This is a genomic window from Hymenobacter setariae (assembly GCF_007713685.1).
In the GTDB taxonomy this organism is placed as follows: domain Bacteria; phylum Bacteroidota; class Bacteroidia; order Cytophagales; family Hymenobacteraceae; genus Hymenobacter; species Hymenobacter setariae.
In genome coordinates this window covers 363,760-378,350 of record NZ_VMRJ01000004.1, presented here as the reverse complement: position 1 = coordinate 378,350, position 14,591 = coordinate 363,760, and the positions used below count along the sequence as shown (strand labels likewise).

General features: G+C 57.3%; 7 protein-coding genes. 2 read left to right on the top strand and 5 right to left on the bottom strand.

Going from position 1 to position 14,591, the window contains the following annotated elements:
* Window positions 1-17 precede the first annotated feature (17 nt).
* Complete coding sequence (locus tag FNT36_RS16480; RefSeq protein WP_144849930.1) at window positions 18-3,173, bottom strand: SusC/RagA family TonB-linked outer membrane protein; 3,156 nt, start codon at window positions 3,171-3,173, stop codon at window positions 18-20.
* Between the two features lie 532 nt (window positions 3,174-3,705).
* Between FNT36_RS16480 and FNT36_RS16475 the strand changes: the two genes are divergently transcribed.
* Both FNT36_RS16475 and FNT36_RS16470 read left to right on the top strand, forming a co-directional pair.
* Window positions 3,706-5,985, top strand: a complete 2,280-nt coding sequence (locus FNT36_RS16475) for a GH92 family glycosyl hydrolase (protein ID WP_144849928.1) — start codon at window positions 3,706-3,708, stop codon at window positions 5,983-5,985.
* A gap of 128 nt (window positions 5,986-6,113) precedes the next feature.
* A complete protein-coding gene (locus FNT36_RS16470) occupies window positions 6,114-7,139 on the top strand; it encodes a LacI family DNA-binding transcriptional regulator (protein ID WP_233635989.1) in 1,026 nt (341 codons plus the stop codon).
* A gap of 22 nt (window positions 7,140-7,161) precedes the next feature.
* Here the strand turns inward: FNT36_RS16470 and FNT36_RS16465 are convergent, their stop codons facing one another.
* The 4 genes from FNT36_RS16465 to FNT36_RS16450 form a co-directional block, all read right to left on the bottom strand.
* Entirely contained in the window at window positions 7,162-7,998 is an 837-nt protein-coding gene (locus FNT36_RS16465) for an MOSC domain-containing protein (protein WP_144849924.1), read from the bottom strand.
* A 131-nt stretch (window positions 7,999-8,129) separates the two neighbouring features.
* On the bottom strand, window positions 8,130-9,134 hold the full coding sequence (locus FNT36_RS16460; protein WP_144849922.1) for a YitT family protein: 1,005 nt from the start codon (window positions 9,132-9,134) through the stop codon (window positions 8,130-8,132).
* Between the two features lie 38 nt (window positions 9,135-9,172).
* On the bottom strand, window positions 9,173-10,888 hold the full coding sequence (locus tag FNT36_RS16455) for a S8 family peptidase (protein ID WP_144849920.1): 1,716 nt from the start codon (window positions 10,886-10,888) through the stop codon (window positions 9,173-9,175).
* Between the two features lie 177 nt (window positions 10,889-11,065).
* Window positions 11,066-14,590 (bottom strand): UvrD-helicase domain-containing protein, encoded by a 3,525-nt coding sequence (locus FNT36_RS16450; protein ID WP_144849918.1) that lies wholly within the window; start codon window positions 14,588-14,590, stop codon window positions 11,066-11,068.
* Window position 14,591 lies beyond the last annotated feature (1 nt).

The window sequence follows — 14,591 nt, the reverse complement described above, 5'->3', positions numbered from 1 at the left end:
TAAAGAAGGGTGGGCAGTTAGAAGGAGAGGTTCAGGCCAGCCGTATAGGTGTGGGCCTTGGGGTAGTCGAAAAACTGAATACCCTGGGCAAAGGCGTTGCCGGTGTAGGTATTCGTCTCGGGGTCGTAGCTGGTGTACTTCGTGAGCAAGAAGAAATTCTGAGCCGATACATACACCCGCAAGCGCGAAATCTTGAGCTTTTCCAGCACCGCCGGCGAGAAGTTGTAGCCCAGCGATGCATTGCGGCCCCGGATGAAGGAACCATCCTCTACCTTATAAGAGTCAATAGTGGTGTCGTAGCGCACGTAGGAGGGGCGTACCTGCGCAATGCTCGTGTTCTGATTGTCAGGCGTCCAGGCATCGGCATACGCGCGGGTGTAGCTGTTAGCCTGGCCCGTGCGGTCCTGGGCCGAGTGCTCGGTCAGGTTCATGTTGCTATTGCCGTAGGTGAACTGAATGTCGAGCAGCAAATCGAGGCCCTTGTAGCGGAAGTTGTTGATGAAGCTACCGAAACCCGTGGGAATGTTTTTGCCCAGAATCACGCGGTCAGCGTCATTGATTTGACCGTCGCCATTCACATCCCGGAACTTCAAGTCGCCGGGCAGCTTGTTGTATTTCAAGGCTTGGTCGGCCTCAGCCGTGCTCCAAGTACCCTCGCGGATGAGACCGTAGAGCGAGCCTACTGGCTGCCCCACGCGCAACACGTTGGTCTCGTTGAGGAAGTTAGGGCCAGGGAAAAGGTCTTCGTTAGACGTACCTAGGGCCAGTACCTCGTTTTTGAGGAACGAGATATTGAATGTAGTTGACCAGGTAAAGTCTTTGCCCTGGATATTGGCCGTGTTCAAGCTCAGCTCTAGGCCGCGGTTGCGTACGCTACCGATGTTGCTGATGATGCTGCTATAACCGCTCGACTGCGGAATCCGCCGGTCAAGCAGCAGGTCGCTGGTCGTGCGCTGGTAAATGTCGGCCTCGAAAGAGATGCGGTTTTGCCACAAGCCAACATTTAGCCCTAGGTCATACTGGCCAGCGCGCTCCCACAGCAGGCTGGGGTTGCCCAGCGAGCCAGTAGTGATGCCTGAAGTGCGTGTGCCATTAAACACGTACTGGTTGCTGCCCAGCTGGTCAAGCGAGCTGTAGTTACCAAAGTTGCTGTTGCCGGTGCGGCCGTAGCCGAAGCGCAGCTTCAAGTCGGTAATAGTCGAGTTATCGCGCAAGAAATCTTCTTGCGAAATGCGCCACGCAATGGCTGCCGATGGGAAGTTGGCATACTTGGAGTTAACCCCAAAGCGCGAGGCCCCATCTATACGGTCAGTCACGGTCAGCAAGTAGCGGTCTTTGAACGTATAGTTAACTCGGGCGAAGTACGAGAGCAACTGGTAGGCCTGGTAGTCGGAACCAGGCGTGTTGGGCGTTGCGCCCACCCCTAGGTTGTAGTAACCGTAGGCATTGTCGAGCAGGCCGTTGGTGCTGGCACCTAAGCTCTGGCTCCAGTATTTAGAAGCATCAACACCAGCTACTACGTTCAGTAGATTATCGGTATTAAGCTGCTTATTATAGGTCAAGTAGTTCTGCCACTGTACACTCTTACCATCAAAAGCATCGATACCAGCCAAGTTGCGCTGGCCCCGCAGTTGAATGAGGTTGCTGGCAAAGTACGGGTTGAGCTGCGAACTGAAGTTGGCCCCGAGTACGGTCCGAAAATCCAGGCCTGGCAGAATGTTGGCGTTGGCGTAGAAGTTGCCCGAGAACGTTTGGTTGCGAGTTATTTCTGTATCCTCACGCGAGATGGCCACCGGGTTATCGCCGCTTTCCATGTCGGGGTAATCCTGGCGCTTGCCATAGGTCCCGTCGGCATATTGAATAGGCACGATGGGAATCATCTCAATCATCATGCGCGGAATATTGTTGCCCCCCGTAAAGCGGTTGCCCAGGCGGTCTTCAATATTAGCGTAGTTGATGGTACCCCCAATTTTCAGCCACTTCTTCACCTGGTTGTCTATCGTTAGGCGGGCCTGATAGCGCTTCTGGTAAGTGTTGCGGATGATGCCGTTGGCATTGGTATAGTTCAGAAACAGCCCGTAGGTGAGCTGGTCACTGCCCCCCGAAAACGATAGGTTGTGGCTTTGGGCTACCCCGGTTTGCGTGGTTTCTTTCTGCCAGTCTACATCGTAGAGAGGGTTCAAGTTGTCATCAAACAGCGGGTGAGCGCTGTTGGCCGCTGTCAAGGCTTGGCGCTTGAGGCGCGGGTCTTTGCTGGCGTAGTTGCCCGCTGCCCAGCCCGTGGGGTCGTACTTCTGAATGTTTTGATAGGCCAAGTCCTCAGTGGCCATAAATTCGCGTGCATTGAGCACACTCTGCTTGCGAGCCAGCGTGCTTAGGCTCACATAGTTGTCATAGGAGATGGTACTGCCCTTGCGCCCACGCTTGGTGGTCACGAGCACTACGCCGCTGCTGCCCTGCGCCCCGTAGATAGCGGTGGCCGAGGCATCCTTGAGCACCTCTATGCTCTCAATGTCATTGGGGTTGAGGGTGGTAATGCCCTGCCGCCAGTACACGCCATCGACTACGTAAAGCGGGTCATTGCCAGCCGAAATAGAGCTGTAGCCCCGTATCCGAATCTGGGGCGCCCCGCCCGGTTGACCCGAGTTGAGCGAAACATCAACGCCGGCTACCCGGCCTTGCAGGCCCTGCGCCACGTTCACGATAGGCCGCTCGGTGAGCTCCGAAGCCTTCACACTACCTACAGCGCCGGTTAGGTCAGAGCGCTTTTGAGTGCCGTAGCCAACTACTACTACTTCGTCCAGGGCCTTGTTATCAGATACCAACTGGATAGCAAGCGTGGTTTTGCCACCTAGGGATACTTCCTGCGTTACGAAGCCTATCGACGAAATCACCAGTGTGGCGTTAGCGTCAGGCACCGATAGCGAAAATTTGCCATCAGCATCGGCCGTTACGCCCACGCCTGTTGCTCCTTTTAGTACGATGGTGGCGCCGGGTAGCGGGCTGCCCTTATCGTCGCTCACGGTGCCCTGCACCGTTACTTCAGCGGGGCGGTATATGGCACCGGGGGGTAGGCCAGCCGCTGTAGCCTGCGAAAGAGGTAGCGTAGCTACCGGTGCCAGCAGTAGTAGCGGCAGCCCGCGCAGACTCCTGATTGATAAAGAAAGGGACATAAAAAGGGGATTGGGTGGGAACTAACTAGATAACTGGAGAAGCTATCCACAACAAAATGAAGATTCAATTAAAGGATTTAGCAATATGGGTTTTGTAGCCTGCATAAGTGGGATGGCCGGCTAACCCAAAGAGTAAATTAATTCCTTGTAAGATATTGGTAGTTAATAGATTTTGTTAGATAATGACGAGTGTGTAATAATGGTTGATGGATAGATTAAAATAAATACTTATTAAAGTAATAAATTGGCATCGAGTAGCTAGGTGATAGCTACTATTGGGTTGATTATATAAGTAAGTTTGAGAGTCGTTGTGGAAGATTAATAATCTATGATTAATGGCCGAAATATGTAGGTTTTTTTGGGAGCAACCAAATTTTTGCTTAAACATTTTAGCATATTTGTTGGCGCAAGTAGGCCTTCTGGTGGCTCAATTATGCGTAGTAAGCTGGACTGTTACCTGTAGTTTGCAGCGCATGACAGGCTATTGTCTCTGTAACTTGTCTTTTCTCACCCTTTCTCCCTCACTCTCAAGATGCTTGATTATTTCCTGCTTAAGCGGCGGCGAGCAGCTGGCCTAGGTGCCCTATTGGCTAGTGGCCTGCTGCTAGCCGGCACTGCGGTACACGCGCAGCAGCCTAAGCTTACCTCCTACGTCGACCCATTTATCGGTACTGGTGGGCACGGCCACGTGTTCATTGGGGCTAATGTGCCTTTTGGAGCAGTGCAGCTAGGGCCGCAAAATATTTTTAAAGGTTGGGACTGGTGCTCGGGCTATCATTATTCGGATAGCTTGCTGACGGGTTTTTCACATACTCACCTTAGTGGCACTGGAGGCTCAGACCTAGGTGATGTGCTGATTATGCCTTATACCGGTGCCCTCAAGACTGACAAGGGGCAGCAAAAAGCACCGCACCAGGGCTACCTCTCGCGCTTTTCGCACCAGCGCGAAAAAGCCCAGCCTGGCTACTATGCCGTGACGCTCGACGACTACGGCATCCGGGCCGAGCTCACGAGCACTGAGCGCGTGGGCATGCACCGCTACACCTTCCCCAAAAACAACCAGCCCGCCCGCGTCATCATCGACCTTAAGGAGGGTATCGACGATAAGGCTACCGATACCTACCTGGAGCAGGTTGATGCCCAGACGTTTATTGGGCACCGCTTCTCGAAGGGATGGGCTAAAAACCAGCAGCTGTTTTTTGCCATCAAGGTGTCGGCACCAGTACCCGCCTTTGCGCTCTACAACGATGCGCAGGCCCTAAGCGGCAAGTCGGGCAAGGGAACGGCCGTGAAGGGCGTATTCACGTTTGCCAAGTCGCCGGGCACCTTGCAGCTAAAAGTGGGTATTTCGCCAGTGAGCGCGCAGAATGCGCTAGCTAATATTCAGGCCGAAATACCAGGCTGGGATTTTACTAAGGTGCAGCAAGCCGCCGAGGCCAAGTGGAACCAGGAGCTAGGTAAGGTCACCATTGAAAGCAACGACCCAGTGGTGCGGCGCACGTTCTACACGTCGCTCTACCATGCTTGGTTTGCGCCCGCTCTGTTCAACGATGTGAACCGCGACTACCGCGGCACCGATGGCAAAGTCTACGCCAAAGCGCCCTTTGCCAACTACACCATCTTCTCGCTCTGGGACACTTACCGCACCGAGCAGTCGCTCTTTACCCTGGCTCAGCCCGAGCGAGTGGGCGACATGATGCAGACGATGCTAGCCATCAATGACCAGCAGCAGAAGCTGCCCATCTGGCACCTGATGGGCAACGAAACCGGCACTATGGTGGGCTACAGCGCCGTACCGGCTCTGGCCGAGGCTTACCTCAAGGGTACCCCAGGCCTCGACGGCAAGCGAGTACTAGCCGCCCTCAAGCAGAGCAGCACCCGCGACGACGAGGGTGTGAACTTCGTCAAGACCCTAGGGTTTATTCCGGCCGATAAAGAGAACGAGTCGGTGGCCAAGGCCATGGAATACGCTATCGACGACTGGAGCATTGCGCAGGTAGCCAAGAAGGTCGGTGATAAAGAAGCGTATGACACCTACAGCAAGCGTGCTAAGTACTACCAGCGCTACTTCGACCCTAAGACCCGGTTTATGCGCGGCGTCACGGCCGATGGTAAGTTTCAATTGCCGTTCAACGCGTTTCAGTCCATCCACCGCCAAAACCCCTATACCGAGGGCAACGCTTGGCAATACACGTGGCTGGTGCCGCACGACGTGCCGGGCCTCATTAAGCTATTTGGCAGTGATGCCGCTTTTACCCAAAAGCTTGATAGCTTATTTATTGTGCAGGGCAACCTAGGCGAAAGTGCCTCGCCCGATATCTCGGGCCTCATTGGTATGTATGCCCACGGCAATGAGCCTAGCCACGCTACCACCTACCTCTATGCCTACGCCGGCCAGCAGTGGAAAACCGCCGAAAAGGTACGCCAGGTGCTACGCGAGATGTATAAGGACCAGCCCGACGGCATTAGCGGCAACGAAGACTGCGGCCAAATGTCTGCTTGGTACATCATGTCATCAATGGGTTTTTACCCCGTTAGCCCCAGCAGCGGGGCCTATGTATTAGGGAGCCCACTGGTCGATAAAGCTACCATTCGGCTACCCCAGGGTAAGTCGTTTGTGGTGAACGTGCAAAACAATAGCCCACAAAATATTTACATTCAGTCGGCTACGCTCAACGGCCAGCCGTATGCTAACACCTACCTACTGCACCGCGACATTGTGGCGGGTGGTACGTTGCAGCTCACTATGGGCCCGCAGCCCAACCGCGCCTTCGGCACGGCCCCGGCCAACCGGCCCAAAGAAGTATATTAAAAGGCAGGAAAATTAGGACGTAGCCTGGGCTTTAGTGGCCCAGGCTATACCTTTAACCTGAGCTATAGGCTTACTTTGTAGCCTAGAAAATCAATAGACTAAGGATAACAATTCCAACCGAGTTAGACTTGAAAAAGAAATTACTTATTCACGACATCGCCAAGCACCTGGAGGTGTCCATTGCCACCGTGTCGCTGGTGCTCAACGGCAAGGCTAAGGAGAAGCGCATTAGCGACAGCGTGGCCGAGCGCGTTCTCAAGTATGTGGAGGAAGTGGGCTACAAGCCCAACCAGCTAGCTAAAAGCCTGCGCACGGGCAAAACGCACGTTATTGGCTTGGTAATAGAAGATATTGCCAACCCCTTCTTCGCCACTGTGGCGGCCTTAATTGAGCAAAAGGCCCTAGCTCGAGGCTACCGCATGCTGTTTTGCAGCACCAACAACGACTCGTCCAAGACCCGCGACTTGCTTACCATGTTTCAGGAGCGGCACGTCGATGGTTACATTTTGGCTTTGCCCAATGGGGTAGAGGCGGAGGTGCGGGCCCTGGTGCGCAGTGGCAAGCCACTGGTACTGTTCGACCGCCTACTGCCTGGTGTGCAAGCCAATGCTGTGGTGGTTGATGGCGCAACGGGCATGTACGAGGCTACTCAGCACCTGCTAAGCCAAGGCTTCAAGCGCATTGCCCTGCTCATGCCGCGCCTCGACCAAACGCAGATGAACGCCCGCGCCCAGGGCTACACCCAGGCGCTGCGCGAGGCTGGCCTGTCTCCACTGGTGCACGAAGTCGAATTTCCACAAGACACTGAGCAGTTGGTGCAGGATGCGCAGTCCTTTTTTGAAGACTGCACGACCTGCGATGCCGTCATGTTTGCCACCAACTACCTAGGTGTGTACGGGCTAGAGGCACTGCGCCGCCTAGGTCGCCGCATCCCGGAAGAAATAGCCGTTATCTCATTCGATGATAACGACTTATTTAGGCTTTACTCGCCCCCTATTACGGTAGTGGCCCAGCCCATTGAGGCCTTGGCCGAAGAGGTAATAGGCACGCTGCTAGCCTCGCTCGAAAACCCGGCCGAAACTGGCCGCATTGTGCAGCTACAGCTGGCGCCGCAGCTCGTGGTGCGTGCGTCGTCCATGCGGCCGAGCGCCTAGGTTGGGGCCGTTGCTGCCTGCCTCAGCCTAGCACCACGGCATCGCCCACGCGCAGCTGGCCACTGGCGGGACCGGTCACGTTTTGGCCAAACATGATTTTGTTGCCTTGCTTGCGGTAGGTGGCGAGCGTGCGCAGCGGTTCGGAAGTAGAGTTCTTCTGAGCCGTGGCCTGGTCGATGGTCGTTACTACGCAGCGCCCGCAGCCGCGCACCGACCGGAAGGCATGGCCACCAATCTGAAAATTGGCCCATTGCATTTCGGCATCGGCAGTGTCGAGGCCACGCACTACTAGGTTGGGCCTGAAGCGGTTCATGGGTACCGGCTCGGCTAGCCGGGCATTAAGCTCAGCCAGTGATTCTTCGCTGGCGAGCAGGTAGGGGTAGCCATCGGCAAAGCTGACAAGCGTGCCCGTGGGGTTAAGCTCAGGCTTGTCGGGGTCCACCTCCCGGCGCACCATGTCGGACATATACACCAGCTTGCAGGTTTGCCCTAGGGCTTCGCTCAGCCACTCGTCGGCCTCGGGTGCGCCGCGCCAGGCAAACACCATGTCGTCCCAGATAGTGACGAATAGCGTGCGCTCAGGCGTCGCCTCAAAAGGCACATAAAGGGGCAGCAGCTCGGGCCGCTGCCGGTGGCGCAGCAAAAAGCCATTGTAGGCGGGCTCCACAGCCAGCAGCGCCATTTCGGCGTGCTCGCGCTGGGTCAAAAAGCGGTTGCGCTCATCTACTATCAGCCAGCGGCGGTCGTGTTGCAGGCCCAGTGGCGTAAGGTTGGCCGCGGGCAAGCTAATGCCGCCGAGCGACTTGACGGGGTAAATGAAAATACCCGAAAGAGTAATAGCAGAAGGAAGGGCAGACATGCCCGCAAAGTTAGGCGGTAGTTAAGTGAGGCGGTGTATCAAAGCGAGAAGGCTACGAGATGAGCAGGTGAGTAATGTCACTTGCTCATCTCGTAGCCTTCTAAGCTCCTAACAGCACCAACTCAGCTTAGTTAATGCAGCGCTCGCTTTTTCACCATACCACCTTTAGCGTCGTTCACGCTATGCATGATAATGAATGCTTTGGGGTCTAGGCGGTTGACTTCGTCCGTTACTTGGGTCACTTCTAGGCGCGTGACCACCGTGAAGACAATGTCAATGGGATTGGGGCGCTCGCCGCGCGAGCCGTAGCCACGGTGGCCGGCGTATACCGTTACGCCCCGGCCTAGGCGCTCGGTGAGAGCCCGGCGGATAGCATCGCTGTGCTCCGATATAATCGTAACGCCCGTGTATTCCTCAATACCATTGACCACAAACTCAATGGTTTTGGAAGCAGCCAGGTACGTGAGAATGGAGTAAAGTGCTGTAGGCACATCGAGCACCAAGGCCACGATGATAAAAATCAAGATATTGAGTACCAGCACAAAATCGCCCACGCTGAGGCTGGCCTTGCGGCTGAGGTACACAGCTAGAATTTCGGTGCCGTCGAGCACGCCACCGCCGCGCATGGCCATGCCGATGCCCGCACCCAGGAAGAAGCCCCCAAACACGGCAATCAGCATCTTATCCTGCGTCACTACCGGGAAATGCACCGTTTCGAGCACCACAGCTAGCGCCAAAATGGCCGCCAATGCTCGCAACGCAAAGCCGCGGCCCATCTGCCGGTAGCCTAGCCACACAAAAGGTAGGTTGAGCACCACCAGCAGCACCGACAGCGGCGGGTCGCCGGGCAGCAGCCGTGCGGCGAGCAGCGAAATACCCGTGACGCCACCGTCGAACAGACCGTTGGGCAGCATGAATGCCTCCAGACCTAGGGCCGCCGAAAAAACGCCGGCCACCAGGTAAAATACGCTGATGGTCCGGCGCTTAAAGTTCGATTCGGCTGGGCCAGTGGTTGGCTGGTGCGCGTCGGCAATAGCAGGGTGGGCGGCTACATCGGCAGCTAAGGCTAGCTGCGGTTGCGGTCCATCGGCCCGCAACCGCCGTAGTCGCTCTAAAATGAATAATTGAGGAAGCATGACCCAGTTTACGTAAGAAAACCTGCTTCCGCCAAGATTTATTGCTTTTTAGCTGTTTCTAATTGTAGCGCTAGTTGCACTGCCGCGTACAGGTCAACGATGCCACCAGTGGCCGAAAGTGTCGCAAAATCAGCCTTCTTGCCACCTTCGCCAGGTACCAGCACCTGCGTGTGGTGCACCTGCGCCGACTCCCGAATAATTCGCTTTAGGTCGGCCGCCGTGAGGCTAGGAAAGTACGACTTGAGCACCGCCGCCACGCCTGCCGTCACGGGAGCAGCCATGCTGGTGCCACTCTCCGAGCCATATTTGCTGCCCGGAAGCGTAGAGTAGATGCCTACGCCGGGCGCAAACACATCTACTTGCCGCTTAGAGTAATTGGAGAAGCTGGCGGGTAGGCTTTCGTCGTCGGTAGGGCCCGAGGCGCCCACGGTCAGTAGGTTGGTGGGCACGGCGCCGTTGAGGTAGAAGGCAGCCGGGTAGTGAGGCGCCACGTCAAGGTTATCATCTTCATTGCCAGCGGCGTGTACGAGCAGCACGCCCTTGGCCTCGGCATACTTGTAGGCGGCTTCCACGGCCGGGCGCTGGGGCGAAAACTCCTTGCCGAAGCTCATGTTGATAATCTGCGCGCCATTATCTACAGCGTAGCGGATGGCGTTGGCCACGTCTTTGTCGCGCTCATCGCCGTTGGGCACCGCGCGCACGCTCATCACGCGCACCGGCGCACCCGCAATGCCTTGCACACCTAGGTTGTTGTCGCGCGCGGCCGCAATGATACCCGCCACGTGGGTGCCGTGCAAGGCGTCGGGGCCGGTTACGTCGGCGTTGCCGTAGTCGCGCTGGGTCACATCTTCGGGGTTGTCCTTCACGATGTCAGCGCGAGCGTTAAACTTCGTATTAAGGCTGTAGTTCAGTTGGTCGCGCTGGTCTTTTACCTCGTTGTTGATTTCGGCTACCAGCGCGTCGGTATCGGCAATGCCGCCTTGCTGCATATCCTTGTACAGCGACGAGAGCGCGGTTTTCAGGCTAGCATCGGGTACTTGAGCCGCCACTTTGCGCAGCGTCGTCGTGTCGAGCTTCTCAACCCCTAGCTTTTGCTTGAGGGCGTCGAAGAGCGATACCATGGGGCTGGTGCCTTGGTCGGCCTGCTGGAGCTGCTCGGTGAGCTCTTTGCGTTTGGCATCGTAGGCTTTCTTTGCCCGCAGATAAGTGGCGTAGTCGGCCTTGTCGGCAGCTTTTACTTGCGTGCTGGTTTTGCCCGCGAAGCGTGGACCTAGCTTCGCTACTACGCGAGTAACCTCTAGGGTCTCGACCGAGATGTTGCGTCCGTCTTTGCCCCCTAGGAAGTTCCAGCCGTGAATGTCGTCGATGTAGCCATTCTTGTCGTCGTCGATGCCATTGCCAGCAATCTCGCGGGGGTTGCGCCAGAGCACGGGCTTGAGGTCCACGTGCGCTGTGTCGATGCCCGAGTCAATAACTGCCACCACCACGGCGGTGGGCACGCGGCCTTTTAGCAGCTCGGCGTAGGTACGGGTGGCGCCCACGCCGGGAGTTTTGTCCTGCTGTGGGTCACGCAGATACCATTGGGCAGCAGCGGCTTCGGCCACGGTGGGGCCAGCCGGAGTAGCCGTGGTAGCAGGCGCGGCGGCTTCCGGAATGGGAGTAGGGGTAGTTTGGGCTACCACAACGGTAGCGGGGATGCTCAACGAAACAGCCAGCGCCAGGCGCGGCCAGCAGGAAATGCGGTTAGAAATCATTCAGGAGAAATAAAAGCGGCGCAAGAAACGACCGCGCACGGATAGACGGACGCGAGGCCGCGGGTGTTGCGCCAAACCGAAGAGTAACGTAGCCACGCGCAATTGATTGCGAATAGGCCGGAAACAACGGACTGCCAAAAAAACTCCATCGGCTAACCCAAAAGTCCAAAAAAGATGCTATACCTCCACTACCTCGCCCGAGCCGAAGTAATAGATAACTCCACGCACATCGGCATAGCCTAGCTCCCGAAACAGGCGGGCATACTCGCGCAGACGAATTTTATGAATGTCCTGCGGCGGGGGCAACTTAAAATCGAGCATGGTCACGGTTTGGGTAGCGCGGCTCGGACCCTCGCCAAACACTATGCGGTCGGGCTTGTAGGCGCGGTGCGTGTGGCCGCCCACCAGTATTTCGCGCTCCGTTTCCACGGCTAGGCCTTCGGCAAAGTAGGGCGCCAGGCGTGGGTCGGCTAGTAGCGCTTTCAAATTGGTTTCGAGTTCGGGCCGCTCTTTTTGGTTGATGATGCCTTCGGCTACCAGCTGGCGCAGCGAGCGCCCTAGGTCCTGGGCCGACAGCAAGCGCCGCAGGGCATAGTGCAGCTTGCGGTTGAACTCGCCTAGGTGCTCCTGCTCGTCAAAGTCAAATACGGTAGTGGCATGGCGGCGTAGCTTCAGCCGCTCACTCCAAGGCGTGGAGGTCAAGTTGGTAAGGGCGAAGTGGGCACTTGGCTTCTGCGGCTTTGTGCTTGGGGCCTGGGTAGTGCCTGGGTTCAGCACAAAGCTGGTCGTTTCTTCTTGCCAGCGGCCTAGGTGGCGCAGGTAGCCAGCTAGCAGGTCGGCTACATCGCGGGCCGGGCCCTGGGTAGCGGCCGGCTCAGGGGTAGCCGTTAGGGGTAGTTCGCCGGTGGTTTTGCGCGGCTCGGCCGGCGCCTTGCTGATGATGTAAAGCCGATGCCGTGGCCGGGTGAAGGCCACATACAGCGTGTTGAGGCCGTCGAGCAGCGTTTTTTCGCGCTCCTCCACATCCTGCTCAGCCAGGGGCGTGTAGGCTAAGCTTTTGTTGAGCCGCACCACGGCCACGTCGGGCAAATCGGGTAGGGGCTTGTGGGCCGTTTCGAGGTGGCCCCACAGCATAGTGTCGGTGCGGGGCACCAGCGTCCAGTCGGCAAAGGGCACAATGACAATGCCATAGGCCAAGCCCTTGGCCTTGTGCACGGTAGTGATGGTAACAGCATCGGTGCCGCCCGGCGCATTAATGCTAAGCGCGCCCTTGCGCTCGTCCCAATAGGTAAGAAAGCTCCCTAGGTTGTTGCCGTGTTTGAGGCTGAACTCCAGCGTCAAATCCAGGAAGCGGAACAAATAATCGCTCTCCGCATTGGCCCCCAGCAGCCCAAAAATGCCTAGTAGCCGCTCGGTTAGTTCATACAGCCCTAGGTTGCCCGTTTTGTGTTCTTCTACTTCGAAGCCCAGGCGGCGCAGCTCATCAAAAAACGGCTTGCCGCTCTCCTTGTCATTAGCTACCGCGGCAATGTGGCGGGCACGCTCGGGGGTAGGGGGCTCGCGCCGCACCACCTTATCGACCAGCAGTAGGGCCTCGGCTCGCGCCAGCGTGTCGCCGCTCTGGTGCAGCACCCGCATAATGGCCACCAGCAGGTTTACTACCTCAGCAAACTGCAACGCCAGCGAATCGGCCGAAATAATAGGAAAGCCTCGCTCTTTTAAGAACTTGGCCACCAGGCGGCTCTGCCAGCGCGTGCGGCATAGCACGGCTACCTCGCGTAGTTGGTGCCCCTCGGCTAGAGCCTGCTCGATAAGCTGCAAGGCCAGGTAGCAGGTACTCTCATTATAGTCGAGTACTGCCTCAGCTGGGTAGCCCGGCAAGGGCTCGTCGAGGTACTGCCCGGTGGTGGGCACGTAGCGGCGGGCCGGAGCATCTTTCTGGGTAAAAAGTAGTTCAACATGGCCTGCTGACGCACCAGCGCTTATGTCCGCATAGCCGGTTGGTAGAGACCTAGGCGCAGCTTCCGGCACTGCTTGCTGAAAACCATCCTCAAAAATGCCGGCCACTAGCTCACCCTCTACACTGCGCTCGCGCACATAGGTAAAGAACTCATTATTAAACCCAATAATGGCGGGCTCGCTCCGAAAGTTGACCGCCAGCGAACGCGGCTCCAGCGTGCTTTGCAGGGTGTAGTAGCGCTCGCTCAGCAGGCGCTGCATGTCCGCGTCGCGGGCCCGCGATGCTAGGGCGCCCGTGTCGCGCTGGTAGAGACGCAGAATCTGCTCTAGCTCGCCGCCGCGCCAGCGGTATATAGCTTGTTTGGCGTCGCCCACCGCCAGCGAGAGGCCGCCGTTGGCCACCGCATTCTCGACCAGCGGCAGCAGGTTGTTCCATTGTAGCACCGACGTGTCCTGAAACTCATCAATTAGCAAATGGCGATATTTCTCCCCTAGGCGCTCGTACAGAAACGGCACCGGCTCATTGAGCACAATGGCTGCAATGCGTCGGTTAAATTCTGAAATCAGCACCACGTTGCGCTCGCGGCTGATTTCCTCCACCAGCTTGTTCAACTCGCTCAGCAGCGAGGCATGGAATAAGAATGGCTGCAAGGCCTTTAGCAGCAAGTAATTGGGTAGATGCGTCAAGCGCAAATCCAGCAACTCACCAAACGCCGCTTCCAGTTCGGGCTGCACAGCTTCCACAGCCGGCACCAAGCCGGCTTTTTTGGCTTTGTCGCTCCACCACTTGCCGCTCTCCACCACCTTGCGGGCAGTGGCCGTCGGAAAATCGGCCTTGGCGTCGGGGGCGCCTAGCCAGCGCTCCCAGCTGCGAAAGTGCCCATGAATGCCGTTGGCCCCGCCCGCTAGGTGCTCGGCCTCGATGCCGGCGCTGGCTAGCGCTGCTAGGGCGCGGTCGGTTTGGGCCTGTACGGCTTCTTCGGTTTCGTGCAGCCTTTGGCGTATCTCCTGGTCCAGCGTTCGGAAGTCGGCCATTGTTTTCTGGCCGAGCTGCGCCACCGCCTCATGCACACTCTCGCTAAACAAGTTGCGGCCGAAGTCCAATAGCTCATCGGGCAGCTTATTCCAGTTGCGGCCCTGTTCGGCTTGCCCTAGGGCATAGTCAGCTAGCGTTTGGCTCAAGAGCTTGCTCTGCGGGTCGCGGTTCACCTTATCGAGCAGCGCGGCCACCGCCGAGCGCAGCACGCTATCAGTATCCAGCTCCACCTCAAACGACGCTGGCAATCCTAGCTCTCGCGTGAAGGCCGTCACAATGCGTTGCACAAACGAGTCAATCGTGCTCACCGCAAAGTCGGCATAGTGGTATAGCACCAGCTTGAAGGTGGCCGCTGCCCGGCGCCGCACTTCGCGCTGCCACTCAGCGGGCGTAGCTAGGTGCGGCGGAAACTGCTCTTCCTGCGCCAGTTCGGTCGCTACCTCTGCCAGTAGTGCATCCGGCTTGTCCTCAGTGCCTTGCGCAAAGCGCCGCAGCGCCCCTACAATGCGCTCCTTCATTTCACCCGCCGCATCGTTGGTGAAGGTGATGGCCAGAATACTCTTAAAATAACTTGGGTTGAAGCTGCGCTCACCCGTGGGGTCGGCGGGCTGTGGGTACCCTAGGGCCAGTTTGAGGTATTCTTTTGTTAATTGATACGTCTTGCCGGAGCCGGCCGAGGCGGAATAGATGCGGAAAGGGGCGGGCATT

Bases quoted from the DNA above. Each gene is read 5' to 3' on its own strand.
- FNT36_RS16480 (WP_144849930.1), bottom strand. From the start codon at position 3,173: ATGTCCCTTTCTTTATCAATCAGGAGTCTGCGCGGGCTGCCGCTACTA.
- FNT36_RS16475 (WP_144849928.1), top strand. From the start codon at position 3,706: ATGCTTGATTATTTCCTGCTTAAGCGGCGGCGAGCAGCTGGCCTAGGT.
- FNT36_RS16465 (WP_144849924.1), bottom strand. From the start codon at position 7,998: ATGTCTGCCCTTCCTTCTGCTATTACTCTTTCGGGTATTTTCATTTAC.
- FNT36_RS16460 (WP_144849922.1), bottom strand. From the start codon at position 9,134: ATGCTTCCTCAATTATTCATTTTAGAGCGACTACGGCGGTTGCGGGCC.
- FNT36_RS16455 (WP_144849920.1), bottom strand. From the start codon at position 10,888: ATGATTTCTAACCGCATTTCCTGCTGGCCGCGCCTGGCGCTGGCTGTT.
- FNT36_RS16450 (WP_144849918.1), bottom strand. From the start codon at position 14,590: ATGCCCGCCCCTTTCCGCATCTATTCCGCCTCGGCCGGCTCCGGCAAG.